The sequence below is a fragment of the Chryseobacterium ginsenosidimutans genome (genome assembly GCF_039536845.1).
Classification (GTDB): Bacteria; Bacteroidota; Bacteroidia; order Flavobacteriales; family Weeksellaceae; genus Chryseobacterium; species Chryseobacterium ginsenosidimutans_B.
In genome coordinates this window covers 118,183-143,355 of record NZ_BAAAZJ010000008.1, presented here as the reverse complement: position 1 = coordinate 143,355, position 25,173 = coordinate 118,183, and the positions used below count along the sequence as shown (strand labels likewise).

Genomic DNA, 25,173 nt, shown 5'->3' with positions numbered 1-25,173 from the left:
TTGATTAATTTTCTTTTTTACCTAAGATTAATGTAATGTGGTTCGATCTTTTTCTGATTCTGTACCCTCTACCTTGTGGAGCTGGTCTCAGTCTCTTCAATTGTCTTGCACTGTCTACAAAAATTTCTTTAACGATAAGGTTTGCTTCTTCGATGTCAGCACCTTCGTTTTTTGCCTGCCAGTTGGCCATTGCTGAAAGTAAGACTTTTTCTAACTTGTTAGATGCGTCTTTCTTAGAATATTTTAGAATGTATAAAGCTTTGTCTACTTCTACTCCTCTGATGATATCAGCTACTAATCTCATTTTTCTCGGAGAAGACGGGCAATCATTATGTAATGCTTTTACTACATCTTGATTTGTTAATTTACGTGCTAATGCACTTTCTCTTTTTCTTGATCCCATGATTATCTGCTTCCTTTGTTTTTGTTACCACCATGACCTCTGAAAGATCTTGTTGGAGAAAATTCGCCTAACTTGTGACCTACCATGTTTTCTGTAACGTAAACAGGAATAAAAGATTTTCCGTTGTGTACAGCAATAGTTTGTCCTACGAAGTCCGGAGAGATCATCGATGCTCTAGACCAAGTTTTGATAACAGTTTTCTTATTAGCCTCTATATTTGCCTGAACCTTCTTATCTAAAGTATGATGAATGAATGGTCCTTTTTTAAGTGATCTTGCCATAATTATTTTCTTTTAGATACGATGTAACGGTTAGACACTTTGTTTTTCTTTCTAGTTTTGTATCCTTTAGCAGGCATACCGTTTCTAGATCTTGGGTGACCTCCAGAAGAACGTCCTTCACCACCTCCCATTGGGTGATCTACAGGGTTCATTACTACTGGTCTTGTTCTTGGTCTTCTACCTAACCATCTGCTTCTACCAGCCTTACCTGATACAGTTAATTGGTGATCTGAGTTAGAAACTGAACCGATCATTGCCATACATTCAGTAAGGATCATTCTAGATTCTCCTGAAGGCAATTTGATGATTGCGTATTTTCCGTCTCTTGAAGTAAGTTGAGCTGAAGAACCAGCACTTCTTGCTAAAATAGCACCTTGACCAGGCTTCATTTCAACACAAGAGATAACAGTACCCAATGGAATATTTTTCAATTTCATTGCGTTACCTACATTAGGTTCTACGTTTTCACCTGAAACTACTTTTTGATCTACTTTGATACCGTTTGGAGCGATGATATATCTCTTCTCTCCGTCTGCGTACTCTAATAAAGCGATAAATGCAGTTCTGTTTGGATCGTATTCTACAGATTTTACAGTTGCTTCAACGTTTGCTTTGTTTCTTTTGAAGTCAATAATTCTGTATTTCTTTTTGTGTCCACCTCCGGTGTAACGCATGGTCATTTTACCAGTTTGGTTACGTCCACCTGACTTACTAATACCAACTGTAAGAGATTTCTCTGGTTTGTTGGTAGTAATTTCCTCAAAGTTGTTTACAACTCTGAATCTCTGTCCTGGGGTGATAGGTTTTAATTTTCTAACAGACATTACTATTATTTATAATTAATAATTAATTTACAGCAAAAATATCGATAACATCACCTTCAACAAGTTTAATTACCGCTTTTTTCAATTTGTTTGTCTTTCCTACTTGAAGACCTTTTTTAGTGTATTTCGAAGAAACCTTCGGAGCATAAATCATTGTATTAACGTCTGCTACTTTTACACCATAAGCTGCTTCTACAGCCTTTTTAATCTGGATTTTATTCGCCTTAGGGTTTACTAAGAAAGAATAAGAACCTCTTAAATCTGTAAGGTAATTAGCCTTTTCTGAGATAACTGGTTTAATAATAACTGACATGACTTATTTCTTTAAATTTTCCTGGAATTTTTCAACTGCACCTTCGAAGAATACAATTTCACCTGCATTTACTAAGTCGTAAGAACTTACTTCGTTGAAGTTCATTACTTTAGTTTTAGGTAAGTTTCTTGAAGATAAATACACATTCTTGTTAGCTTCAGGAAGAATGAATAAAGATTTTTTACCGTTCAATACTAATGCATCCAATAAAGTAATGAAATCTTTAGTCTTAGGAGCATTTAAGCTCACATCTTCTAAAACTCTGATGCTGTTGTCTCTCATTTTCTGAGATAAAACAGATTTTTTAGCTAATCTCTTAAGAGCTTTGTTCAATTTGAATCTGTAGTCTCTTGGTTTTGGTCCGAATACTCTACCTCCACCTCTGAAAGTTGGAGATTTAATATCACCATATCTAGCAGATCCAGATCCTTTTTGCTTCTTAAGTTTTTTAGTAGAAGCTGTAATTTCGCTTCTTTCTTTTGATTTATGAGTTCCTTGTCTCTGTGCTGCAAGGTACTGCTTAACTTCTAAGTAAACCGCGTGCTGATTTGGCTCAATTCCGAATACTGTTTCGTCTAGAGTTACTTTTCTTCCGGTCTCTTTTCCTGATGTATTTAATACTACTAGTTCCATTTTCTGATAATTACATAAGAATTTTTAGCTCCCGGAACAGCACCTTTTACTACTAAAAGATTTTGTTCTTGATCCACTTTTAATACTTGAAGGTTCTGAACAGTTACCTGCTTACCTCCCATTCTTCCAGCCATTCTCATCCCTTTGAATACTCTTGAAGGGTCTGAACCAGCACCGATAGAACCTGGAGCTCTAAGTCTGTTGTGCTGACCATGAGTTGCCTGCATTACACCTCCAAATCCGTGTCTTTTAACAACACCCTGGAAGCCTTTACCTTTAGAAGTACCTGTTACGTCAACATATTCACCTTCAGCAAATAAATCAACTTTTACTTCTTCTCCTACGTTTACACCAGAGAATCCTTCGTGGAATTCTACTAATTTCGCTTTAGGAGCAGAACCAGCCTTTTTGAAATGACCAGCTAACGCTTTACCTACGTTCTTTTCACTCTTGTCATCGAAACCTAATTGCACAGCTGTATAGCCGTCTTTTTCTAAGGTTCTGACCTGTAAAATCGAGCACGGACCTGCCTGAATAACTGTACAAGGAATGTTTTTTCCTTCTTCGTTAAACAAAGACGTCATACCGATTTTTTTACCAATAATACCTGACATTGTTTATATTATAATAAAATTTATCCTTTATTTTTCGTCATTTTTCGGAGGTCTGAAGTAATTTCTACTTTTGATATAGGCATACTACGCCCCTAAAATGAGTGTGCAAATGTATGAATAATTTTATAACTGACAAATATTTAATACAAAATATTTTGATTTTTAATCATTTAGGTAAATTCGGAAAAATTCGGGCGAAATTTTCACTAAAATATTTTTGATTTACAGAAAATTTAAAAATGAGTGTGATTTTTATTTAATAATCACACTCACTCCAATTTCTTCGAGATTATTTTTATCTTCCTCTAAAATCTCATTATCTGTGATCAGATAATCAATTTTATCCAGAGAAGCGATCTTACCGAAGCCTTTTACATTCAGTTTGGAAGAATCTGCAAGGATGACAACCTTGTCGGAACACTCGATCATTAATTGATTAAGATGAGCTTCTGCAGCATTGGAAGTACTGATTCCGAAATCCATATCGATTCCGTCAACACCAAGAAATAATTTATTACAGGAGAATTGTTTTAGAATAGTCTCAGAAATAGAGCCCACAATAGAAGTAGAACTTTTTCTTACTTCGCCACCCAATTGTATAATATTAATATTAGGATTATTACAAAGTTCGATGGCAACACGTAAAGAAGAAGTTAAAACCGTCAATGGTCCGAAATTCACCAGCATTCTTGCCAGATAATGCATTGTCGTTCCTGAAGCCAGAATAATACAGTCATTCTCCTGAATCAAAGACAATGCAGCTCTTGCAATATTTTGTTTTGCCTCTACATTGATACTTTCCTTTTCATCTACATTTTTTTCGTACGCATATCTTACATGTTTACTTGCACCGCCATGATTTCGAAAAAGCAATCCTAAACTTTCGAGATAATTCAGGTCTTTTCGAATCGTAACCGACGAAACATTAAATTTTTCGCACAAATCCTGAACAAGCACATGATCTTTTTCATCCAGTTCCTTCAATATGTCATTATGTCTCGGCAGTAATTTTTCCATTTCGTTTCGTTTCATCAAAAATACCAATTTTATTTTGATTCGAAAAATTTCACTTATTTTCTTTTTAGTTTCGTTTTTAATTTATACATTTGAAAACGAAACATAACGAAATATTATGAAACGAAACGAAGAACTCAGCAAATTAACTACCGTAAAAGAATGGGACTTCCTAATCATCGGTGGAGGAGCGAGTGGTTTAGGTTCGGCATTAGACGCTACAAGCAGAGGATTTAAAACGTTACTGTTGGAATCACACGATTTTGCGAAAGCAACTTCCAGCAGAAGTACAAAATTGGTACACGGAGGAGTAAGATATTTAGCACAGGGAGATATCGGTTTAGTAAAAGAAGCTCTAAAAGAAAGAGGGTTACTGGCAAAAAACGCAGCTCATGTTGTGAAAAACCAGTCTTTTATTATCCCGAATTATACTTGGTGGGGCGGAATTTATTATAAAATAGGACTTTCGGTTTACGATTTCCTTGCAGGAAAATTAAGTTTAGGTAAAACGAAATACATCAGTAAATCAAAAACAGTTGAAAAGCTTCCGACTATTGAACAAAAGGGTTTGGCAAGCGGAGTCGTTTATCAGGACGGACAGTTTGATGATGCAAGACTGGCAATTAATTTAACTCAAACCATTATTGAAAAAGGAGGTACTGCCGTTAATTATGTTAAAGTTATTAATTTAATTAAAAATGATTCCAATAAAATAACAGGAGTTGTTGCAGAAGATCAGTTTACAAAAGAGCAATTCGAAATCAAAGCGAAAGTGGTTATCAACGCCACCGGGGTTTTCACTAACGACATATTAAATATGAATAACCCGAAGCACGGAAAATTCGTTGTTCCAAGTCAGGGAATTCATTTGGTTTTGGATAAATCTTTCTTAAAAAGTGATGACGCCATCATGATTCCTAAAACTTCAGACGGAAGAGTGCTGTTTGTCGTTCCCTGGCATGACAGAGCTCTGGTCGGAACAACTGATACTTTATTGGAAAACGAAAGTTTCGAACCGAGAGCTTTGGAAGAAGAAATTAATTTCATTTTAAATACAGCAAGACAGTATTTATCTAAAAAACCAACGCGGGAAGATGTAAAATCTGTTTTTGCGGGACTTCGACCTCTAGCAGCCCCGAAAGACGGAAGCAAAAGTACAAAAGAAGTTTCGAGAAGTCATAAAGTAGTCACATCCGAAACCGGATTGATTTCAATTATTGGTGGAAAATGGACAACTTATCGTAAAATGGCAGAAGACACGATCGATGAAGCATTAAAAGTTCACAAATTAGGAATTACAACTTCCAAAACGGAACATCTTTCGATTCATGGAAATATGAAACCTGAAACGGTTGACAGAACCAATCATTTATATGTTTACGGTTCAGACATCCCTGAAATCAAAAAACTACAACAGAACAATCCTGAATTTTCAGAAAAAATACATCCTGATCATCCATTTACAATAGCAGAAGCAGTTTGGGCAATCCGAAGTGAAATGGCTCAGACTATTGAAGATATTTTGGCAAGAAGAGTCCGTCTTTTATTTTTGGATGCAAGAGCAGCGATCGACAGTGCACATAAAATCGCTTATCTCATTGCAAAAGAAAACGGACATTCTGCAGAATGGGCAAACGAACAGGAAAACGAGTTTATCGAATTGGCGAGAGGATATTTACTGACTCCTTATTCACCAAGAAACATCTAACTTTAATTTAATCCCAAAGATGAGTGACCAATTAATTCTCGCTCTAGACCAAGGTACAACATCGTCAAGAGCCATTTTATTCAATCACAGCGGAGAAATAGAATTTGTTTCTCAGAAAAGTTTTGAACAGATATATCCTACCCCGGGTTGGGTAGAGCATGATCCCAACGAAATCTGGTCTTCTCAAGTTTCTGTAGCGGCAGAAGTAATTGCCAAAGCAGGAATTTCAGGAAGAGAAGTTGCCGCCATCGGAATCACCAATCAACGTGAAACTACCGTCGTCTGGGACAGAGAAACCGGAGAACCCGTCTACAATGCGATTGTCTGGCAAGACAGAAGAACGTCTAAATATTGCGACGAATTAAAAGAACAGGGTCATGCCGAAATGATTAAAGAAAAGACAGGTCTTGTTTTAGATGCTTATTTTTCTGCTACAAAGCTAAAGTGGATTTTAGACACAGTAGAAGGGGCAAGAGAAAAAGCAGAAGCCGGAAAATTATGTTTCGGAACAGTTGATACTTTCCTTGTCTGGAAATTAACTCGCGGAAAAATGTTTATCACTGATGTTTCGAATGCGAGCAGAACAATGCTTTTAAACATTCATACATTAGAATGGGATAATGATTTATTAGAATTATTTAATATTCCAAGAGCCATTTTACCGGAAGTAAAACAAAGCAGTGAAATTTATGGGGAAACTGCTACTACTCTATTTTCAACAAAAATTCCTATTGCAGGAATTGCAGGAGATCAACAGGCTGCCTTATTCGGGCAAATGTGTACAACTCCGGGAATGGTAAAAAACACATACGGAACCGGCTGTTTCCTTTTAATGAATACAGGAACAGAAGCCGTTTCATCTAAAAATAATTTGTTAACGACTGTTGCCTGGAAAATCAATGGCGAAGTTAATTACGCTTTGGAAGGAAGTGTATTCGTTGGCGGAGCAGCCATCCAATGGTTGAGAGACGGTTTAAAATTAATTAACTCGGCAGAAGAAGTAAATACGCTGGCTCAATCTGTTGAAGATAATGGCGGTGTTTATTTTGTTCCTGCATTGACAGGTTTGGGCGCGCCTTACTGGGATCAGTACGCTCGTGGAACTCTTGTAGGCATAACCCGTGGAACTACGAATGCACACATCGCAAGAGCTACGTTGGAAGGAATTGCTTTTCAGGTTTACGACATTGTAAAATCGATGGAAGCCGATTCAGGTAAGAAAAGTCCGGAATTAAGAGTAGACGGCGGAGCTTCTGCAAGTGATATTTTAATGCAGATTCAGTCAGATATTTTCGGGGCTAAAATTACAAGACCAAAAACATTGGAAACAACAGCTTTAGGAGCAGCTTATCTTGCAGGTCTTGCCGTTGGGTACTGGAAAAATATTGATGAAATCCAATCTCAATGGATCGTTGACAAACATTTCCAGCCTCAAATGGAAGAAGAGAAAGTTGAAAAGATGCTTAAAACATGGAAAAAAGCCGTTCAGCGTTCTCAAAACTGGATCGAAGATTAATCACATTTAAAAACAAATTAAAACTATGACTCCATTTGTAGCAGAAATAATAGGCACTATGCTGATGATACTTTTAGGAAACGGCGTGGTGGCAAACGTTGTTTTGAAAGGAACCAAAGGAAATAATTCCGGATGGATCGTGATTACAACAGCCTGGGCTTTAGCCGTTTTCGTTGGAGTAACCGTTGCCGGACCCATCAGCGGAGCACATCTGAATCCGGCGGTAACTTTAGGACTGGCAATTGCAGGAAAATTCTCATGGGATTTGGTTCCAACCTATATTGCAGGAGAAATGATCGGGGCCATGTTGGGAGCTTTTCTGGTTTGGCTATTTCATAAAGATCATTTTGCGATCACAGAAGATGAAGGCGCAAAACTGGCTTGTTTCAGTACAGGTCCGGCAATCAGAAAGCCGGTTTCGAATTTAATCAGTGAGATTATCGGAACTTTCGTTCTTGTCTTTGTGATTTTCCATTTTGCAGACCCGAGTGTTGCTTTGAATAATGATCCGACTGCAAAAATCGGTTTAGGAACTATTGGCGCTTTGCCTGTGACACTTTTGGTTTGGGCAATTGGTTTGTCCTTAGGAGGAACGACAGGTTATGCCATCAATCCTGCAAGGGATTTGGGACCAAGAATTATGCACGCTATTCTTCCGGTAAAAGGAAATAGTGACTGGGGTTACGCATGGATCCCCATTGCAGGACCAATTATCGGAGCAGCACTCGCAGCTTTACTGCATCTCGCTTTAAGTTAACCACAGACAGTTTACACAATGAAAAAACTCTTTTATATATGCCTGGTTTTACTAGGCACAGGGAACCTTTTTGCTCAGGAAAATACTGAAGAAAAGGAAGATAGCAGACTGGATTTCACTGCAAACATTCAGAATAATCACCTTTGGAGAGGATTGATTATCACGGATAAACCTGTTGTGATGGGAAATCTTTCTTATGCATTAGATAAAGACAAAAAATGGAAAGTCGGGATTTGGGGAGCCTCTTCCATGACTGATGATAAAGACGGAACGCATTATAAGGAAATCAATTATTACGTTCAGTATTCCAACGGGCGTTTGTATATTGGTTTGTGGGATTTGTTTAATTCAAGAAACATTAATACGGCAATTGCTTCGGATGATATTTTTAATTATTCAAACAGAAAAACTGCGCATATTATTGATTTAAGAACCAATTATACTTTCGGACCTTCATTTCCTTTAAATATTGAAACTGATATAATGCTTTATGGAGGTGCAAACGCAGGAGAAGTTGTTCTTGAACCGGACGGAAGTTATAAAAAGAATAAATATTCAACGTATGTTCAGGCAAGTTATCCTGTAATTAAAGACAAAAAAGTCAACCTTAATGCTTTTGTAGGAGCTGGTTTTGCTTTAAATGATAAAAACTTTCTGTACGGAAACGGAACGAACAGTTTTGATATCGTAAATGTTGGAGTAAAAGCAACCAAATCGCTCAAAATTACGGAACATTATACGTTACCTGTTTCCATGATGGCGATGTGGAATCCTGCGAATAAGTTTGCGCGAATACAACTTGCCGCAACTGTATTTTAAATTAAAAATTGTTAGTATTTTACAAACCATTCCGATTGCGGGATGGTTTTGTTTTATTAATTGAGAAAAACCATTAGCAAAAGAAACACCGTGATTTTACGGTTTAATTTTTGCTGGGATATTTTTAATTTTGAGAAAATTTATAATATGAAAAAGGTTTTTAGTTTACTTCTTTTATGCATCAGTATTTTGTCATTTGCACAATCGAAAGCTCCATTTATAGGGAAACGAGATTTCAATATCGAAGATGGAGCAAGCGGATCGGGAACTCCGGCTTATTATCTTGAAACAAAAAGCAACGGCGATGTTCATTTTGGTTTCGTACAAATCAATCAGGCAGACGGAACAGAAACGAAAGAAGAAATCAACGCCGGAAAATACAATCCGAAAGTGATGAAAGTTCATTTTAAAACCTATAATGAAACTTTTTACGTAAAATTCGATAAAGAAAAAATCTACCTTACCGACGAAAAAGGAAAAATTAAGAAATCAGACGATTGCTGTCCGGTTTCCGAAATGGTTGAACTGAATTGTGAATGTGGAAGCGCATTGTATCAATAATGAAAGTTCTAAGATTTTTATTTCTCTTCGTTTTCATTTTCTCATGTTCGAAAAAGGAAAATCATCCGTATACTTTTTATTACTGGAAAACAAAACTCACTTTAGACAAAACCGAAAAAGGAGTTTTGAATAAAGCGACAACTCCTTATTTATACACCCGATTTTTTGACATAGATAAAATTGACGGGAAATTTCAACCTGTCGGAACTATTACAAAAGACAAAAGTTTTGAAACCGATAAACAGATCGTTCCAATTGTTTTCATTACCAACCGCACTTTTCTTTATATCAGCAAAGAAGAAATTATTTTTCTTGCGAAAAATATTAATGATTTAATTCAAAAAAAGTCTTTAGAATATCATTTAAAGACCAACAATGAAATCCAGATCGACTGTGACTGGACGGTAGGAACGAAGGATGATTATTTTACATTTTTAAAAGAATTAAAAAAGATCTCAGGAAAAGAAATCACCTGCACACTTCGACTTCATCAGGTAAAAGATAAAGCCCAAACAGGAATTCCGCCTGTTGAAAAAACATATTTAATGTGCTATTCTACTTCTTCACCTTTGGAAAACTCGGATAAGAATTCAATTCTGGATGTGAATATTTTAAAAAGCTATTTATCGAAAATCAATGAATATCCGATTAAAAAAATTGAAGTTGCGCTTCCGATTTATTCTTGGGGAATCGTTACCAATTATTTAGGGAAACATAAACTGATCAATGCTTTATCCAAAAAAGATTTGGAAAATCCCAACTTTAAGAAAATATCGAATACAGAAATTGAAATTCAGAAAGACGGATTTTATTTTGGAAATTATCTGAATAAAGGTTTCAGAATAAAGATTGAAGAAATTTCTGATGAACAACTTCATGAGGTTGTCGATTTTCTGGAGAAAAAAATAACGCATTTCAATATCATTTATTATCAATTAGATAGTAAATTTGTTACTAACCAAAACTTTGATCTGTAATTATTTCATCGAAGCCAAATTAAACTAAACTATATGAAAAAATATATTCTTTCATTCACTGTCCTGTCACTTTTTTATTCAAAATCGGAAGCTTGTGCGTGGTCTGATCCTGATTATGAATATTTTAATCTGTTTACACAAAGTATTATTAAGGACAAATCTTACCTGCCTTTTCTTCACTCTTATTCGGAAAGATTTTATACCAATTTTAAACCTTTGCAAATTCCTGACGAGAACATTTATTCATGGAAGAAGTTTTTCAATAATCAGTTGAGCTACGCAGAAACTGATTATCTGGTAAATAAAATGAACATCAATGATTTGAATGCCTTAAAAAAAGGAAATCCTGCCAATCAATTGTTGATAAAATTAGGAGCAGGTTTTTATCAAAAATATCACGAAGGAATTGATTATCTGATTGAGGCAAAATATCTTGAGCCTTACATGAAAATCAATTATGTTGAAAGCGCAGATTCCTTTTATTACAGAGAAAACGAAACAGATAAAAACGCAACGAATCTTGATTACAACAAAACGATTTCAGCATTAACATCACTTTACAACGCTGCTAAAAATCCTGAAATCAAGCAACGATATGGTTATCAGCTTGTCCGTTTCAATCATTACACGAGAAATTATGATGCGGCAGTTCAGGCTTTTAAAACGTATGTTGAACCCATCAGATCGAAAGGTGCCCCTTACATTATGGCTCTAGACCAACTTGCAGGTGCGCAACGAGGCTTAGGAATGAATAGTGATGCCAATTGGAACTTTTTTCAGGTTTTCAAAGACAGTAAAAGCCGTAAAGAATCTGCATTTGTTTCAATGAAGCTTTCGGACACTGCTTCTTTTAATAATATTTTAAAAAGAGCCGGAACCAATGACGATAAAAACATGGCGTATTTCCTTTTGGGGTATGAAGATTTCAATAACCCTATTCCGATTATGGAAAAAATGTTTGAGATTGATCCCGATTCAGAAATCCTGAAAGTAATGGCGGTGAGAAGTATCAATGAGTTGGAAAGAAGCTATCTTCCGATTTATTACTATAACAATAATGATGAAAATTCGACGGTTCAGGCTTCCAAATCAACTCAAAATTCAGATCAGGTAAAAACTGAAGCAGAACCTAAAAAAGAACTTTCTTTCTGGCAGAAAATTGTATTATTCTTCAAAAAGCTATTCGGAATAAAAGACAAAAGTCCTGAAGAAATTAAAACCAATCAAAGCGACGATGAATTATTAGACAATCCAAACAGAATTCCGGTTTTTACAAAAAATAATTATTGGTACGATGATAAGACGAAAGACTTTTTGGATGATTTGGAGAAATTCACAGATAAAACCAAAGAAAAATCGAAGGATGAATATTGGCAGATTGCCGATGCTTACCTGAAATTTTTGAAAAAAGATTACAAAGCAAGTACTGAGATTTTAGAAGATATTAAAACTACCAATCCCGAATATCTGGAACAAATTAAGAGAATGAAAGTTCTGAATGATATTGTTTCTCAACCCAAAATCGATGCAGAATACGAAGATCATTTAATGAAAGATTATGCAGAATATTTTGTGGATAAACCAGAAGTAAAAAAAGACAGTACGGAAACCAGTGATTATGATTACTACGGTGAAGTTCCTTCAACGAAAGATTTTCTAAAAGACGTCTTGGCAAACCGATATTTCCTTCAAGGCGAAGACGGAAAATCTTTCCTGATGAATAATAAACTTTCAGATCTTCAATACAATCCGAATTCAAGTTTGGTAAAAAGTGTGGAGGATTTTTACAGAAAGTCTGATAAGACACAATTTGAAAAACAGATTATCGCTAAAAATATTAATGATGTCGGAAATATTGATGCATTTTTTGCAGTTATTTACGGTGATAGAGCGATGAGACAGGCTGATTTTGAAAAAGCTAAATCTTATTATGCCAAAGCTCAAGCTTTCTCCGGAATTCCAAGATCAGAATGGAACTACGATGCGAAGAAAACAACACCGCTTCAATATTCGGGAACTGCTTATAACGGATTTAATAATATTTCTGATCTTGTTTTTGGTCACAATGTTTGGGAAAGCTATCAGAGCGCTCCTGAAGAAAGTATGGAAAAAGAAGATTATTCGCAATTTCCTTTTATTAAACCGAACATGAATAAGTTAGAACTGACAAATGCTTTGGTTCAGCTTAAACAAATCGGAAACGGGAAGGATGAAAAATCTGCAACAGCCAATCAGCTCATCGGGAACTTATTGTACAATACTTCTATTTTAGGGTATTACAGACAACTGTTTGTAATGGATATTGACAATACCAATGGTGGAAAATACGATTTCTGGAGTACTGATAAAAAAAATCCTTATCAATATTATTATAAAAACTTCCTGGATCGAACTTATATTGAGCCTAATAATTTTGATCTTGCCATTAGTTATTATAAAAAAGCACTAGATCTTTCAACCAATAAAGAACAAAAAGCAAGAGTCCTTTTCCAAATGGCAAGTGCTGAACAGGGCAAATATTATCAGTATGAAGCCAAAAACCCTTCAAAAATCGATTATTCAGATCCGAAATGGAGTGAGAAAACTGATGCTTACCAAAAACAATTGGATCAGATTAAAAATCAAAAATACAGAACATATTTTGCTATGCTGAAAACGCAATATGCCGATACGGAAACTGCAAAAGACTTAATGGGAAGCTGTTCTTATTTTAGTTATTTCATGAAATAACTTACAAGAGTAAAAATAAAAAAGGAATCAGATTGATTCCTTTTTTTGTTCCTGTTTCTGAAGCCATTCATTGTGCTTTTTCTCGAAAAACTGCTGTTTATAATTCTGATTTCTTTTTGCCGCATCGATAGAATGTGAAGTATGTATATCTTCATCTTCTTCCGCAAAATCTGCCAGTTTTTCATAATAGCAATGTAGCTGATCCAGTTCTTTTTCCGTAAGGTCTTCAATGTCTACAATTCTGTTGCTTGCTTTTTCGTTGGCAGCAATAAGTTCATTCAGTTTTATCTGAATCGCTTTTGAATCTTTATTCTGAGCTTTCTGAATCAGGAAAACCATCAGAAAAGTGATGATCGTCGTTCCTGTATTAATTACCAATTGCCAAGTCTCGGAATAATTAAAAACAGGTCCTGAAAATGCCCAAGCTACCACAATAGCTGCCGCACCTAGAAATGCGTAAGAACTGCCTGTAAATTTTGTTGCCCAATCTGAAAATTTCTCAAAAATACTTTTATCTGTATTAGCCATTTTATTAGTTTTAATCAATATTTAATTATCAAAAACTCCGCCGAAGTGGCAGAGTTTTGAGGCTAAATTAATTGGTAATTAAGATTAGTATTTCATAGCTTTATTAAGCTCGATCGGATTATTGGTTTTCCTCAGCATTTCCTGAAGTTTTTTACTAAGATCATTGAATTGTTCTTTGCTTGTTACCTTAGTCCCCAGTACAAACATTTCTCCCTGCATATTATCTTTATATTCGTTTCGCATATCCTGCAATGGATCGTTATAAAATTCCTGTTTTTTTCTGATTCTTACTTTTTCTGATATCTCCAAAGGTTTTGTACCGTAAAAGGTTTCAATAAAACCAACCGTATTGTAAGTTTCTTTTAAATTCCTGTTTTTAACTAATGTAAAAATATAATTAGATTTAGAATCTTCCAGCTGAAAAATCAAGCCTGGAAGTCCTCGGAATTTATACGGACCTTCTGAAATATTTATCTCTTTATTGAACCATGCCGTCCAAATTCTGCCGCCAAAATTCGTAGTTGCTTTTTGTAATGTATATTCACCGAACTTTTTAGTTTCGTTTGATAAGTCCCAAGTTATCTTATCTTCGGACGGAAAGGAAAACATATCATGCCCTATTAACTCATAATTTTGATTTTTAAAAGAGTTTTTCTCTCTTTTTATCGATGGGAACCAGCCTCCGTAGTGATGTCCATAATTTCCGTTTACTTTATTGATAGAATCAGCTTTTAGATAATCATACTCATAGAACTTTACATCTTTCGGATTGATGTCTAATGCGAAGTTAATTTTTTCATGTCCTTCTTTTGTACTATCCATCTTAAACTGCATTTCATAAATAAATCTTTGTGTCTGTGCATTCACATATAATTTATAAGCATCATTATTAGCAGAATTCTTTTCATAGCAATATTTTTCACAAATATACAATTAAAATAGAACCTTGCAATACATAATAGTATTAATTTTTAAGATCACTTAAATGCAAAAAAAATCCGCTCCTTTTCAGGAACGGATTTTATTATAATCATTGCAAAGTATGCAATTATCACACTTTAATTTCAACGTCTACACCGCTTGGTAACTCTAATTTCATTAGAGCATCCACAGTTTTAGAAGAAGAAGAGTAGATATCCATCAATCTCTTGTGAGCTGATAATTGGAACTGCTCTCTAGCTTTCTTGTTTACGTGTGGAGATCTCAACACAGTGAAGATTCTCTTATTTGTAGGTAATGGAATTGGTCCGTTTACAACAGCACCAGTAGCCTTTACCGTTTTTACGATTTTCTCAGCAGACTTGTCTACCAAGTTGTAATCGTAAGATTTTAGTTTTATTCTGATTCTTTGTGACATTTCTTTAATTTAAAAAATTAACCTTTTGCTTTAGCAATGATTTCTTCCGCAACGTTCTGTGGCGTTGGTAAATATTTCTCTAATTCCATAGAAGAAGTAGCTCTTCCTGATGAAAGTGTTCTTAGAGTAGTTACATATCCAAACATTTCAGAAAGTGGAACTGAACCTTTGATTACAACGGCACCGTTTTTCTCTTCCTGACCACTGATTGTACCTCTTCTCTTGTTAAGGTCACCAATGATGTTACCCATATACTCTTCCGGAGTTACAACCTCCAATTTCATAATAGGCTCCATGATTACTGGCTTAGCAGCACGTCCCGCTTCTTTAAATCCTAATTTAGCAGCTAATTCGAAAGAAAGTGCATCAGAATCCACTGCGTGGAAAGATCCGTCTTTAAGAACAACTTTAATACCTTCAACTTCGAAACCAGCCAAAGGACCGTTCTTCATTGCAGCTTTAAAGCCTTTTTCAATGGCAGGAACAAATTCTCTAGGAACGTTACCACCTTTGATCTCATTGATGAATTCTAACCCAATTTTACCTTCCTCAGCAGGTCCTAGTTCAAATACAATATCAGCAAATTTACCCTTACCACCAGATTGTTTTTTGTAAACTTCTCTGTGCTGAGCAACTCTTGTAAGATTTTCTTTGTATTCTACCTGAGGTTGTCCTTGGTTAACTTCAACTTTGAATTCTCTCTTCATACGGTCAACAATGATATCCAAGTGAAGCTCACCCATACCAGAGATAATCGTTTGTCCAGAAGCCTCGTCAGTTCTAACTGTAAATGTAGGATCTTCTTCAGCCAATTTAGCTAATGCGTTACCCATTTTATCCTGGTCAGCTTTAGTTTTAGGCTCAACAGCGATACCAATTACCGGATCAGGGAAAACCATCGATTCAAGAACGATTGGGTTTTTCTCGTCACACATAGTATCACCAGTTTTGATAGATTTGAATCCTACAGCAGCACCAATATCTCCAGCTTCAATATATTCTACAGGATTTTGCTTGTTAGCGTGCATCTGATAGATTCTTGAGATTCTTTCTTTATCTCCTGAACGAGTGTTCAAGATGTAAGAACCTGCATCTAATCTTCCAGAGTATGCTCTGAAGAATGCCAATCTACCCACGAATGGGTCAGTAGCAATCTTAAATGCTAAAGCCGAGAAAGGCTCGTTTACGTCTGGTTTTCTTGTGATTTCAGCGTCAGTTCTTGGGTCAGTACCTTTGATATCATCTTTATCCAATGGAGAAGGTAAGTATTTACATACTGCATCCAACATAAACTGTACTCCCTTATTTTTGAATGAAGAACCACAAGTCATTGGGATAATAGATAAATCGATAGTAGCTTTTCTAAGAGCTTCGTTGATTTCGTCTTCAGAGATTGAATCCGGATCTTCAAAGAATTTCTCCATCAAAGTCTCATCGTAGTCAGCAACAGCTTCTACTAATTTCTCTCTATATTCAAGAACTTCAGCCTTCATGTCTTCAGGAATCGGCACTACTTCGAAAGTAGCTCCTTGTCCTGCTTCATCCCAGATGATAGCTCTGTTTTTAATTAAGTCAACAACACCTTTGAAATCTTCTTCAGCACCGATTGGTAAAACGATTGGAACTGCATTTGATCCTAACATTGTCTTAACCTGGTTTACCACGTTAAGGAAGTCAGCACCTTGTCTGTCCATTTTGTTTACGAATCCCATTCTAGCAACTTTGTAGTTGTCGGCAAGTCTCCAGTTTGTTTCAGACTGAGGCTCTACTCCATCTACTGCAGAGAATAAGAATACCAAACCATCCAATACTCTCAAAGATCTGTTTACTTCTACTGTAAAGTCAACGTGTCCCGGTGTATCGATGATGTTGAAGTGGTAAGGTTTAGTTTCTGCTAAAGGCTTTCCCTGATCAGTTGGGAAGTTCCAAGAACAAGTAGTTGCAGCAGAAGTAATTGTAATACCTCTTTCTGCTTCCTGCTCCATCCAGTCCATTGTAGAAGCACCATCGTGAACTTCTCCAATTTTGTGGTTTACACCTGTATAGAATAAAATTCTTTCTGTAGTGGTAGTTTTTCCCGCGTCAATGTGGGCAGCGATACCAATATTTCTTGTAAATTTAAGATCTCTACTCATTTCTAATTAGAATTTAAAGTGTGAGAAAGCTTTGTTAGCTTCCGCCATTTTGTGAGTATCAGATTTCTTTTTGTAAGCAGCACCTTCTTCTCTAGAAGCAGCTACAACTTCGTTAGCTAATTTCAAAGCCATAGACTTATCATTTCTAGCTTTAGAATATTTGATTAACCATTTCATTGCCATAGAAATTTTTCTATCAGCTCTGATTGGCATAGGAATCTGGAAGTTAGCCCCACCTACTCTTCTAGAACGTACTTCTACGTGAGGCATTACGTTAGTAAGTGCATCTTTCCAGATTTCAAGGGCAGTTTTCTCAGTTTCTCCTTTTTTAGTTTCTACGATCTCTAAAGCATCATAGAAAATTTTGAATGCGATAGACTTTTTACCGTCTAGCATCAAGTTATTTACAAATCTTGTTACCAATTGATCATTAAATTTCGGATCTGGTAACAACGGTCTTTTTTTCGCTTTTGTCTTTCTCATTGCTTCTGTACCTTATTTAATGATTATTTTTTCTTTCCTTTTGCTGGTGCAGCTGGTGCCTGACCTGGTTTAGGTCTCTTAGCTCCATACTTCGATCTTCTCTGTGTTCTTCCATTTACACCTGCAGTGTCTAAAGCACCTCTTACGATGTGGTAACGTACTCCCGGTAGGTCTTTCACCCTTCCGCCTCTCACCAATACTATCGAGTGCTCTTGAAGATTATGTCCTTCGCCCGGGATGTAGGCGTTGACTTCCTTCCCGTTAGAAAGTCTTACCCTTGCAACTTTTCTAAGTGCAGAGTTAGGTTTCTTAGGAGTGGTAGTATATACTCTCGTACATACACCGCGTCTTTGTGGACAAGAATCAAGGGCAGCCGATTTGCTCTTCTTGGCAAGCGTGGCTCTTCCTTTTCTTACTAATTGTTGAATAGTAGGCATTTAATTGCTTTTTATTTTAGGGTGCAAATTTAATAATATTTTTTTAATTAGCAAGCAGTCGGATAGAAATAATATTTTTTATTAAAAATTAATTAACAGACAGTTACATTTAATCAGTGATTGTCACCTGTACATTTCTGTTCCAACCAAATTTTTTAATATTTCGCTTAAGCTGTTGAAGATTATCAATATTAACAGAATAGATTGATACTTCGTCCTGAGAAACCGAAATAGGATTTTTTATTTTTAAAACGGCAGCTTTTTTCCATGTTTTTGGCACGTGTCCCTGAAACCATTCGTCATAAATTACCGCAATATCATACTTATTATTAAAAGTATATTGACTCAGAAAATTTTCAAAATTATCATCAATTGGTTTTTTATTTTCGGAGAAGGGTATCATTTCTTTCGAACCTAAACCAACAATATCCAATAAATGAATATCTGTGAAATAAGTAATTGCACCAATATCATTTGCAACAACTTTGGATGTATTATAATAGGTATGTAAAAATTTTGCAGATTGAATTTGCTGTTCATAAATGTTTTTCCCGCCATGATCAAGCATGATGTGAGCAAAAGAACATTTGTAGATCAGCAAGATTACATTTACCACTACTAATCCGGAAACAATTTTTTCATTTTTAATATAATTTTTAAAATCATCAAACATACCTTTCACTTTCGGGATCAATGCCATTGAAAATCCTGCAAGAATATAAGCTTCATATCGAAAAGCTCCTTTTAAATCAGCAAACATGGTATGACAAATCATTAATAACGAAATGATAATCAGAAGAAAATTATCTTTAATTAAATTATGAAAATCTTTCTGTTTAAAATCCTTCAGAATAAAGATCAGACACATGATGATAGGAAAGAATCCGATTTTGTAGAAACTTACGTTTAATAAAAAATTATCTACGAAAATTGATTTTAGCTGATAGGGGAAATTCGAGTCAAAACTGAATTTTGTTCCTTTCACGACAACCGAATTTGGGAATAGATATCCATCATGCTGATAATTAAAATAGCAGAAAATCACAATTGGAATGAATCCTATAAATAATGTCAAAATTACCTCCTCCCATTTTTTAATTAAAACAAAAGCAAAAGCCAGGATTACAAAATAAAACATACTTTCGAAACGCACTAATCCCATTAATATTAAGGAAAAATAAAATCCCGCGACTGCATATTTATTCTTAAAATGAGAAAGACAGAAAATATTTAATACAAATAAAAAAACATGAAAAATATGTTCCATCCCTGATAAAAGCTGTAAATGTAAAACTGCAAAGAATAAGGTAAACAAAACTGCAATCACAGTATTTTGTATATTTTTAAAAATTTTCGAATAATATCGATTCAGAATATAAACAATTCCAACTCCAAAAACTGTATTAAAGTAAAGCGGAATCTGATCATTATTACCGAAAACTTTAATCAAAATACTTAAAATACAGGTAAATAATGGCGAAGAAGACGTAGAAGAAAATTCATATTTTGTTACTCCCCAAACATTGTGCAGCGCGAAATTTTTCGCCATCGCCAAATGAATATAAGCATCATCAATAAGATAAACATAATGTCCATCCGTTTTCGAAACCGTATTAAGATAATAGCCAAAACAGACAGTTAAAAACAGGAAAATTATTATCCCAAAACTCTTTACACTAACATTTGAAGGAGAGTTCATATTTAAATATATTATAAGAATCTCAAAGATAAGTATCATCAATCACGAATCCATATTTTCGGCACAATATTTCCTTAATTTTGCAATGTAAAAAATAAACTACCATTTAATATGAAAAACGCGAACATTATTGGTTTAAAAGAAACCGATTGCAAACAAATTGCAGAAAAATTAAATACCCTTTTGGCAAACTATTCCATTTTCTATCAGAATACAAGAGGTTCTCACTGGAACATAAAAGGTGAACAGTTTTTTACACTTCACCCGAAATTTGAAGAATTGTACAACAGCCTGGTTCTGAAAATCGATGAAATTGCTGAAAGAATACTGACATTGGGAGCAACACCTGCTCATAACTATTCTGATTATTTAAAAGTTTCAACAATCAAAGAAAGTCAGGAAGTAAGCAACGGAACAAAAAGTGTTGAAATTATCTTAAATTCATTCAAAGTTGTGATCGATTTACAGAGAGAACTTTTAGACATTACAGATAAAGCCGGAGACGAAGGCACAAATTCTCAAATGAGCGACTATATCACAGAACAGGAGAAAGAAGTCTGGATGTACAACTCCTATCTTGGAAAGTAAACCTATAAAATTATCAGAAAATATTAAAAAAATCACCTTACATTTAGGTGATTTTATTTTTAATTATTAAATTTGCGTATAAATTACACAATTATGCACGACGTACGATTGAATTCCATTCTAGATAACGACTTTTATAAAATTACCATGCAGAACGCAGTGGTAAAATTATTCCCAAGTTCCATAGTGAAATATGAATTTATCAACAGAGGAAAACATCAGTTTCCCGAAGGTTTTGACGCAGCTTTAAGAGAAGCCGTAAATAAAATGGCAGAACTTAAGCTGACGAAAGATGAAAAAAAATTCATGGCAAGAACCTGTCCATACATCGATCTACCTTATCTGGATTTTCTTGAAGGATACCATTTTGACCCTTCCGAAGTGAAAATTCATCAGGAAGGAAGCGATCTTTCCGTAATTGTGGAAGGACTTTGGTACAGAACGATCCTTTGGGAAGTTCCATTGTTAGCTTTAATCAGCGAACTTCATTACGAAATGAACCATATGGAAAGAGATTCCAACGAAGTTGTAATAAGCAAAACCATTGAAAAAGCTGAAGCTTTAGGCAAACTGAGAGTAAATTTCGCTGAATTTGGAACAAGAAGAAGACATTCCTATAAAGTTCAGAATTTAGTTGTAGAAGCATTAACACAGAAAAAAGAATCTACTTTCATAGGAAGTTCAAACGTACATTTTGCTATGAAGTATGGAGTAAAACCCATCGGAACTCACGCTCACGAATGGTTTATGTTCCATGCTGCAGAATACGGTTTTAAAATGGCAAACGAATTAGCTTTGGAACATTGGGTAGATGTTTACAGAGGGGATTTGGGAGTTGCACTTTCAGACACTTATACAACCGACGTCTTCTTTCAGCAGTTTGATAAAAAATTTGCAAAACTTTTCGACGGTGTTCGTCATGACAGTGGAGATCCGCTTCAATTTGCAGATAAAACAATTGCCCATTATGAAAGACACGGAATCAATCCTTTATTTAAATATATTATTTTCTCTGATGCTTTAAATCTTGAAAAAGTAGAAGAAATAACCAACTATTGCAGAGGAAAAATCGGAATTTCTTTCGGAATCGGAACCAATCTAACGAATGATGTAGGTTTAAAACCAATGAATATCGTGATGAAATTAATCGGAGTTCAGGCTCCAAATCAGGAGTGGATACCTACGGTAAAACTTTCCGACGAACACGGAAAATATACCGGAGATCCAAAAATGATCGAACTGGCAAAAGAATTTCTAAGAATAAAAGAATAACACAATGAAAACAAAAACCATTTTAGCTTTATTATTTTTTACAGCAATATTTACATTTGCTCAAAAGACAACAGAGAAACCGAAATTCAATCAGGAGCTTGCTGTAAAATTAGGCGCCGATCAATATGGGATGAAAGCTTATACGATTGTAATGTTGACAACCGGTTCTGCAAAAATCGGCGATAAGGCTAAAATGGGAGAATTGATGAAAGGACATTTAGCCAATATCGGGAAATTGGCAGATGAAGGAAAAATCGTTGTTGCCGGTCCTTTTCTTGAAAAAAATAAAGAAGATTATCGTGGGATGTTCATTTTCAACACAAAATCTAAGGAAGAAGCCGAACAATGGGTAAAAACTGATCCCGCAGTTCAGGCAGGAGTTTTCAACTATGAAATTTTCCCTTGGTACGGTTCAGCTGCGCTGCCAATGTATCTTGAACGTCATAAAGAGATTTCAAAAGAGAATCCTTAAGATTTAATCTATACAGTTCAAAAATAACGAGACTGTCTCGCTTTTGAGACAGTCTCGTTTTATAATATTATGCTTCTTTATTTTCTATGACAGGTTTCTTAAAGTTTAATATTATTAACCAAATAGAACTTATTACAAAAAGGGATAAAGGAATTATAAATCCAATTGTAATCTTATCATAATTGAAAACCCCAGATATGTACATCGTTGAAAATAAAAGAGCTATAAAACAAAATAATAATATGTATTTATCACTATATTTTCGACATACTAAAAACGTTATCAATGTTCCAACTATAAGGATAGCCAATATACCCTCCCAAAAAATAGTATGTATATTTGAAAAGCTTAGAACATCCTGAATTAACTGAAATATATATATAAATAATATTCCAATATTTAGTGTTCCATGTAACTGTATCCCTTCAATTAGTAAGAAGGAAATAACTGAAATGATTTTAAGAGTTTTCATAATAATATTAATTACATGTTCGATGTGTTGCTGGTGCCGTCCCGTTTGCCGGAGAACCAATTAAATTTGCGACAGTATTGGGAGTTGCTATTCCTACAGCACTATTACTAACTCCAATATAATCCAATACATTTAGAGTAAAATCTGAACAATTATTAAAGCCAAGATCATAATCACTAGTGGAATATTCTAAAGCAACAGCAATTATTTGCTGTAACTGGGTAGGTGTAATTGTACCCGCGTTCCACGCATTAGTATAAACATGACCACTGTCATCTCCAAAAATACCAGTGCCTGATAAAGATTGTACTGCACCATATTTAGGATAAAATCCAAAAGTCATTGTATTATTACCTTGAGTAATAGAAATGAAAGCATGTCCTACTCCATGTCCATTTCCCATACGTTCTGCAAATACTTTTAAATTTGCAGGCTGTGTAATATTCAGACAACTTAAGAATTGTGTCATATTTTGAATTGGAATATTTGGAGGTGGTGGCATGGTAAGAACCGGATTATCAGAATCGTTGCTTCCACTTCCACCGCCTCCTCCATACTCGAAGCCACCACCTCCGTTATCTTCCCATCCTGGACCTGAATAATCTAAAAAGTTATAACAGTTGGTATAGTAGTTTGTCTCCCAATAACCACCGCCACTAGGATTAGATTCATTATCAGGATACCACATCGATATGCTTTTTGTTATACAGACCATACCTTTCTGTGTGCCTTTATTTGTGTTGTTTTGAGGGTCCGTTTTGTACTGAGTGTATTTTCCGTATATAATGTTCTGAAAAAAGGCTTTGTTACTTTCTGAATTTTCATACCGGAAATAAACTTTTTTATCAAATCTTGCACATGCTAAAGTGTTAATAACTTTACCGTTTTCTATAATAGGAACTACCATAAAAGATTCATCATATTTCCCCATACTCATCGCATAATACCAGTCGGGAATTCCTGAAGACTTCTTTATATCCTTCTCATGTTCTGTATAAATCTTCATTATATTTTTAATATACTTTTCATCTTCTTTCCAGAGACTTTTAGAATGATATTCTTTAGAAATAGGATCGGATGAACTGATAATCTCATCATTTACACATGAGTGTAAAATGAAGCAAATGACCGTCATGAAGCACAGCCACGAAATAAATTTTTTCGTCATAATCATTTTTGTTTTTTTAAGTTGTTAAATATAATTAATTTTTTCATTTATCTCCTCGTTGAGATATTGAGCTTCAAAAATAAGTACGATTTCACAAATTTTTAATAAGTTCTCTTATAAAATGTATAAGTCTTCTTATAATTTTAAAAAGTTTACTATTTTTGAAAAAAATAAAACAATGAGTTTAGGAGTGAAGCTTAGAAAATTAAGAGATACTAAAAGTTGGTCACAGACAGAAATTGCAGATCGATTAAGGGTTTCACAACCAGCCTATCATCTGTGGGAAACAGATCAGGCTAAACCTACTACAGAAAATCTTTTGCGTATTGCAGAAATTTATAATTTAGACCTATACTCTTTATTAGATACACAAGATCAGAATATTATTAATAATTCTACTTTTCAAGATAATAGCTCTGTACAGCAACAATATTATCCTACTATTAATAATATGGTTTCTCCTGAATTATTAGAAAGCGTTTTCAAAAATCAAGAACAAATTACCTCTCAGCAGGAACAAATCACTAAGCTGATAGAATCCCAAAATAAATTAATTGAAAATTTATTAAAAAAATAAAAATATTCTTTGGCTATAAGCCTATAAAGCTAGTCATTTCTGAGGTTTTTTCTTATTTTTATAAAAACAAAACCACATGAAAACCATAGAAGAAGTTCTAAAAAAATTAGACGAAATCATTATCTGGGCTAAAGAAAACCAAAGTCCGGTCGGATATTTTGCCTGCACTTACCGAATCATGACGGCACAGGTTTTAAAAGGAATTCAGCAGAAAAAATTTGAAGATAATCCTAGAATGACTCAGCTTGATCTTGCTTTTGCAACCCGATACCTGGAAGCTTGGGACGCTTATTCAAAAGGTCAACAATGCACTAATGCATGGTATCTTGCTTTCGAAGCGACAAAAAATAAAAACCTTCTTATCCTACAACATATTTTTTTAGGAATGAATGCTCACATTAATCTCGATTTGGGAGTTTCTGCAGCTTCAATTATGCCTTACAGAAAAATCAATCCTTTGAAAAAAGATTTTGAAAATATCAATAACGTCATTTCATCCATTAATCAAAAAGTTCAGGATTCTTTAAATAAAATTTGTTATCCCGTAGAATTAATCGATAAGATCTCGAACGGAAAAGACAATGCCGTTTTAGATTTTGCCATCTCAAGAGCAAGAGAAACTTCCTGGGCAACTGCAGTAATGACTTCCAACACTCCGAATTTTTTAAGAAGTTCAGTCATCGGAATTGTTGATTATGCTGCCGCAAAAGTTGCTTCACAAATTTTAAATCCGAAAATTCTTACTCCTGCCTTAACAAAAGAATTAAAAAAATGCGAAAGCAGCGATGTAGTGAAGAATATTGAAATTTTGGCTTCAACCAAAAACGTCTAACAA

General features: G+C 34.8%; 27 protein-coding genes. 12 read left to right on the top strand and 15 right to left on the bottom strand.

Translation table 11 applies throughout. The features are described 5' to 3' along the window. Positions 1 to 4 precede the first annotated feature (4 nt). From rplV to ABD745_RS08940, 7 genes are all read right to left on the bottom strand, one after another. Positions 5 to 403, bottom strand: coding sequence for a 50S ribosomal protein L22 (gene rplV / locus ABD745_RS08970; RefSeq protein WP_047401276.1), 399 nt, complete (start codon positions 401 to 403; stop codon positions 5 to 7). Between the two features lie 2 nt (positions 404 to 405). Next, positions 406 to 684: a 30S ribosomal protein S19 gene (gene rpsS / locus ABD745_RS08965; RefSeq protein WP_034678015.1), complete on the bottom strand. Its 279-nt coding sequence runs from the start codon at positions 682 to 684 to the stop codon at positions 406 to 408. Positions 685 to 686: 2 nt separating this feature from the next. Beyond that, positions 687 to 1,508, bottom strand: coding sequence for a 50S ribosomal protein L2 (rplB, locus tag ABD745_RS08960; RefSeq protein ID WP_344828277.1), 822 nt, complete (start codon positions 1,506 to 1,508; stop codon positions 687 to 689). Positions 1,509 to 1,530: 22 nt separating this feature from the next. Further along, positions 1,531 to 1,821, bottom strand: a complete 291-nt coding sequence (rplW, locus tag ABD745_RS08955; RefSeq protein WP_047401274.1) for a 50S ribosomal protein L23 — start codon at positions 1,819 to 1,821, stop codon at positions 1,531 to 1,533. Positions 1,822 to 1,824: 3 nt separating this feature from the next. Continuing rightward, positions 1,825 to 2,454, bottom strand: a complete 630-nt coding sequence (gene rplD / locus ABD745_RS08950; protein WP_047401273.1) for a 50S ribosomal protein L4 — start codon at positions 2,452 to 2,454, stop codon at positions 1,825 to 1,827. Continuing rightward, complete coding sequence (gene rplC / locus ABD745_RS08945; RefSeq protein ID WP_047401272.1) at positions 2,445 to 3,068, bottom strand: 50S ribosomal protein L3; 624 nt, start codon at positions 3,066 to 3,068, stop codon at positions 2,445 to 2,447. Before rplC ends, rplD begins: the two co-directional genes overlap by 10 nt. Positions 3,069 to 3,320: 252 nt before the next feature. Further along, entirely contained in the window at positions 3,321 to 4,085 is a 765-nt protein-coding gene (locus tag ABD745_RS08940; protein WP_344828824.1) for a DeoR/GlpR family DNA-binding transcription regulator, read from the bottom strand. A 115-nt stretch (positions 4,086 to 4,200) separates the two neighbouring features. Between ABD745_RS08940 and ABD745_RS08935 the strand changes: the two genes are divergently transcribed. From ABD745_RS08935 to ABD745_RS08905, 7 genes are all read left to right on the top strand, one after another. Further along, on the top strand, positions 4,201 to 5,790 hold the full coding sequence (locus ABD745_RS08935; RefSeq protein ID WP_344828271.1) for a glycerol-3-phosphate dehydrogenase/oxidase: 1,590 nt from the start codon (positions 4,201 to 4,203) through the stop codon (positions 5,788 to 5,790). Between the two features lie 19 nt (positions 5,791 to 5,809). Further along, entirely contained in the window at positions 5,810 to 7,306 is a 1,497-nt protein-coding gene (glpK, locus tag ABD745_RS08930) for a glycerol kinase GlpK (RefSeq protein WP_344828268.1), read from the top strand. A 25-nt stretch (positions 7,307 to 7,331) separates the two neighbouring features. Then, on the top strand, positions 7,332 to 8,063 hold the full coding sequence (locus ABD745_RS08925) for an MIP/aquaporin family protein (RefSeq protein WP_344828265.1): 732 nt from the start codon (positions 7,332 to 7,334) through the stop codon (positions 8,061 to 8,063). A gap of 18 nt (positions 8,064 to 8,081) precedes the next feature. Beyond that, the gene (locus ABD745_RS08920) at positions 8,082 to 8,882 is read left to right on the top strand and encodes a hypothetical protein (protein WP_344828262.1); all 801 of its coding nucleotides are present in this window, start codon (positions 8,082 to 8,084) and stop codon (positions 8,880 to 8,882) included. A gap of 147 nt (positions 8,883 to 9,029) precedes the next feature. Then, positions 9,030 to 9,443, top strand: coding sequence for a hypothetical protein (locus tag ABD745_RS08915; RefSeq protein WP_344828259.1), 414 nt, complete (start codon positions 9,030 to 9,032; stop codon positions 9,441 to 9,443). Next, positions 9,443 to 10,420 carry a hypothetical protein gene (locus ABD745_RS08910; RefSeq protein WP_344828256.1) on the top strand — a complete coding sequence of 326 codons (978 nt, stop codon included), beginning with the start codon at positions 9,443 to 9,445 and terminating at the stop codon, positions 10,418 to 10,420. The genes ABD745_RS08915 and ABD745_RS08910 overlap by 1 nt, the downstream gene beginning before the upstream one ends. 33 nt (positions 10,421 to 10,453) lie before the next feature. Next, positions 10,454 to 13,150 carry a hypothetical protein gene (locus tag ABD745_RS08905; protein ID WP_344828252.1) on the top strand — a complete coding sequence of 899 codons (2,697 nt, stop codon included), beginning with the start codon at positions 10,454 to 10,456 and terminating at the stop codon, positions 13,148 to 13,150. A gap of 27 nt (positions 13,151 to 13,177) precedes the next feature. Here ABD745_RS08905 and ABD745_RS08900 read toward each other — a convergent pair whose 3' ends face one another. The 7 genes from ABD745_RS08900 to ABD745_RS08870 form a co-directional block, all read right to left on the bottom strand. Further along, on the bottom strand, positions 13,178 to 13,678 hold the full coding sequence (locus ABD745_RS08900; RefSeq protein ID WP_344828249.1) for a low affinity iron permease family protein: 501 nt from the start codon (positions 13,676 to 13,678) through the stop codon (positions 13,178 to 13,180). A gap of 84 nt (positions 13,679 to 13,762) precedes the next feature. After that, positions 13,763 to 14,545: a GLPGLI family protein gene (locus ABD745_RS08895; protein WP_344828822.1), complete on the bottom strand. Its 783-nt coding sequence runs from the start codon at positions 14,543 to 14,545 to the stop codon at positions 13,763 to 13,765. Between the two features lie 184 nt (positions 14,546 to 14,729). Continuing rightward, a complete protein-coding gene (gene rpsJ / locus ABD745_RS08890) occupies positions 14,730 to 15,035 on the bottom strand; it encodes a 30S ribosomal protein S10 (protein WP_002661363.1) in 306 nt (101 codons plus the stop codon). A 17-nt stretch (positions 15,036 to 15,052) separates the two neighbouring features. Beyond that, positions 15,053 to 17,170 (bottom strand): elongation factor G, encoded by a 2,118-nt coding sequence (gene fusA, locus ABD745_RS08885; protein WP_344828246.1) that lies wholly within the window; start codon positions 17,168 to 17,170, stop codon positions 15,053 to 15,055. Positions 17,171 to 17,176: 6 nt separating this feature from the next. After that, entirely contained in the window at positions 17,177 to 17,653 is a 477-nt protein-coding gene (rpsG, locus tag ABD745_RS08880; RefSeq protein WP_047401262.1) for a 30S ribosomal protein S7, read from the bottom strand. A gap of 23 nt (positions 17,654 to 17,676) precedes the next feature. Then, positions 17,677 to 18,090 carry a 30S ribosomal protein S12 gene (gene rpsL, locus ABD745_RS08875; RefSeq protein ID WP_027381287.1) on the bottom strand — a complete coding sequence of 138 codons (414 nt, stop codon included), beginning with the start codon at positions 18,088 to 18,090 and terminating at the stop codon, positions 17,677 to 17,679. Positions 18,091 to 18,199: 109 nt separating this feature from the next. Further along, positions 18,200 to 19,789 (bottom strand): hypothetical protein, encoded by a 1,590-nt coding sequence (locus ABD745_RS08870; protein WP_344828242.1) that lies wholly within the window; start codon positions 19,787 to 19,789, stop codon positions 18,200 to 18,202. Between the two features lie 111 nt (positions 19,790 to 19,900). Between ABD745_RS08870 and ABD745_RS08865 the strand changes: the two genes are divergently transcribed. From ABD745_RS08865 to ABD745_RS08855, 3 genes are all read left to right on the top strand, one after another. Further along, positions 19,901 to 20,377: a Dps family protein gene (locus ABD745_RS08865; RefSeq protein ID WP_344828239.1), complete on the top strand. Its 477-nt coding sequence runs from the start codon at positions 19,901 to 19,903 to the stop codon at positions 20,375 to 20,377. Positions 20,378 to 20,470: 93 nt separating this feature from the next. Next, positions 20,471 to 21,649, top strand: a complete 1,179-nt coding sequence (gene pncB, locus ABD745_RS08860) for a nicotinate phosphoribosyltransferase (RefSeq protein ID WP_344828236.1) — start codon at positions 20,471 to 20,473, stop codon at positions 21,647 to 21,649. 4 nt (positions 21,650 to 21,653) lie between these two features. Then, positions 21,654 to 22,121, top strand: coding sequence for a YciI family protein (locus tag ABD745_RS08855; RefSeq protein ID WP_344828233.1), 468 nt, complete (start codon positions 21,654 to 21,656; stop codon positions 22,119 to 22,121). Positions 22,122 to 22,600: 479 nt separating this feature from the next. Here ABD745_RS08855 and ABD745_RS08850 read toward each other — a convergent pair whose 3' ends face one another. Continuing rightward, positions 22,601 to 23,761, bottom strand: coding sequence for a hypothetical protein (locus ABD745_RS08850; protein ID WP_344828230.1), 1,161 nt, complete (start codon positions 23,759 to 23,761; stop codon positions 22,601 to 22,603). A 121-nt stretch (positions 23,762 to 23,882) separates the two neighbouring features. On the opposite strand from ABD745_RS08850, the gene ABD745_RS08845 reads away from it, so the two are divergent. After that, positions 23,883 to 24,338, top strand: a complete 456-nt coding sequence (locus ABD745_RS08845) for a helix-turn-helix domain-containing protein (RefSeq protein ID WP_344828227.1) — start codon at positions 23,883 to 23,885, stop codon at positions 24,336 to 24,338. 76 nt (positions 24,339 to 24,414) lie between these two features. Continuing rightward, entirely contained in the window at positions 24,415 to 25,170 is a 756-nt protein-coding gene (locus tag ABD745_RS08840; RefSeq protein ID WP_344828224.1) for a DUF5995 family protein, read from the top strand. Positions 25,171 to 25,173 lie beyond the last annotated feature (3 nt).

Bases quoted from the DNA above. Each gene is read 5' to 3' on its own strand.
- rplV (WP_047401276.1), bottom strand. From the start codon at position 403: ATGGGATCAAGAAAAAGAGAAAGTGCATTAGCACGTAAATTAACAAAT.
- rplD (WP_047401273.1), bottom strand. From the start codon at position 2,454: ATGGAACTAGTAGTATTAAATACATCAGGAAAAGAGACCGGAAGAAAA.
- rplW (WP_047401274.1), bottom strand. From the start codon at position 1,821: ATGTCAGTTATTATTAAACCAGTTATCTCAGAAAAGGCTAATTACCTT.
- rpsG (WP_047401262.1), bottom strand. From the start codon at position 17,653: ATGAGAAAGACAAAAGCGAAAAAAAGACCGTTGTTACCAGATCCGAAA.
- ABD745_RS08840 (WP_344828224.1), top strand. From the start codon at position 24,415: ATGAAAACCATAGAAGAAGTTCTAAAAAAATTAGACGAAATCATTATC.
- ABD745_RS08935 (WP_344828271.1), top strand. From the start codon at position 4,201: ATGAAACGAAACGAAGAACTCAGCAAATTAACTACCGTAAAAGAATGG.
- fusA (WP_344828246.1), bottom strand. From the start codon at position 17,170: ATGAGTAGAGATCTTAAATTTACAAGAAATATTGGTATCGCTGCCCAC.
- ABD745_RS08865 (WP_344828239.1), top strand. From the start codon at position 19,901: ATGAAAAACGCGAACATTATTGGTTTAAAAGAAACCGATTGCAAACAA.
- rpsJ (WP_002661363.1), bottom strand. From the start codon at position 15,035: ATGTCACAAAGAATCAGAATAAAACTAAAATCTTACGATTACAACTTG.
- glpK (WP_344828268.1), top strand. From the start codon at position 5,810: ATGAGTGACCAATTAATTCTCGCTCTAGACCAAGGTACAACATCGTCA.
- ABD745_RS08870 (WP_344828242.1), bottom strand. From the start codon at position 19,789: ATGAACTCTCCTTCAAATGTTAGTGTAAAGAGTTTTGGGATAATAATT.
- ABD745_RS08910 (WP_344828256.1), top strand. From the start codon at position 9,443: ATGAAAGTTCTAAGATTTTTATTTCTCTTCGTTTTCATTTTCTCATGT.
- ABD745_RS08855 (WP_344828233.1), top strand. From the start codon at position 21,654: ATGAAAACAAAAACCATTTTAGCTTTATTATTTTTTACAGCAATATTT.
- rpsL (WP_027381287.1), bottom strand. From the start codon at position 18,090: ATGCCTACTATTCAACAATTAGTAAGAAAAGGAAGAGCCACGCTTGCC.
- ABD745_RS08900 (WP_344828249.1), bottom strand. From the start codon at position 13,678: ATGGCTAATACAGATAAAAGTATTTTTGAGAAATTTTCAGATTGGGCA.
- ABD745_RS08940 (WP_344828824.1), bottom strand. From the start codon at position 4,085: ATGGAAAAATTACTGCCGAGACATAATGACATATTGAAGGAACTGGAT.
- ABD745_RS08920 (WP_344828262.1), top strand. From the start codon at position 8,082: ATGAAAAAACTCTTTTATATATGCCTGGTTTTACTAGGCACAGGGAAC.
- ABD745_RS08925 (WP_344828265.1), top strand. From the start codon at position 7,332: ATGACTCCATTTGTAGCAGAAATAATAGGCACTATGCTGATGATACTT.
- ABD745_RS08845 (WP_344828227.1), top strand. From the start codon at position 23,883: ATGTATAAGTCTTCTTATAATTTTAAAAAGTTTACTATTTTTGAAAAA.
- ABD745_RS08915 (WP_344828259.1), top strand. From the start codon at position 9,030: ATGAAAAAGGTTTTTAGTTTACTTCTTTTATGCATCAGTATTTTGTCA.
- rpsS (WP_034678015.1), bottom strand. From the start codon at position 684: ATGGCAAGATCACTTAAAAAAGGACCATTCATTCATCATACTTTAGAT.
- pncB (WP_344828236.1), top strand. From the start codon at position 20,471: ATGCACGACGTACGATTGAATTCCATTCTAGATAACGACTTTTATAAA.
- ABD745_RS08850 (WP_344828230.1), bottom strand. From the start codon at position 23,761: ATGACGAAAAAATTTATTTCGTGGCTGTGCTTCATGACGGTCATTTGC.
- rplB (WP_344828277.1), bottom strand. From the start codon at position 1,508: ATGTCTGTTAGAAAATTAAAACCTATCACCCCAGGACAGAGATTCAGA.
- rplC (WP_047401272.1), bottom strand. From the start codon at position 3,068: ATGTCAGGTATTATTGGTAAAAAAATCGGTATGACGTCTTTGTTTAAC.
- ABD745_RS08905 (WP_344828252.1), top strand. From the start codon at position 10,454: ATGAAAAAATATATTCTTTCATTCACTGTCCTGTCACTTTTTTATTCA.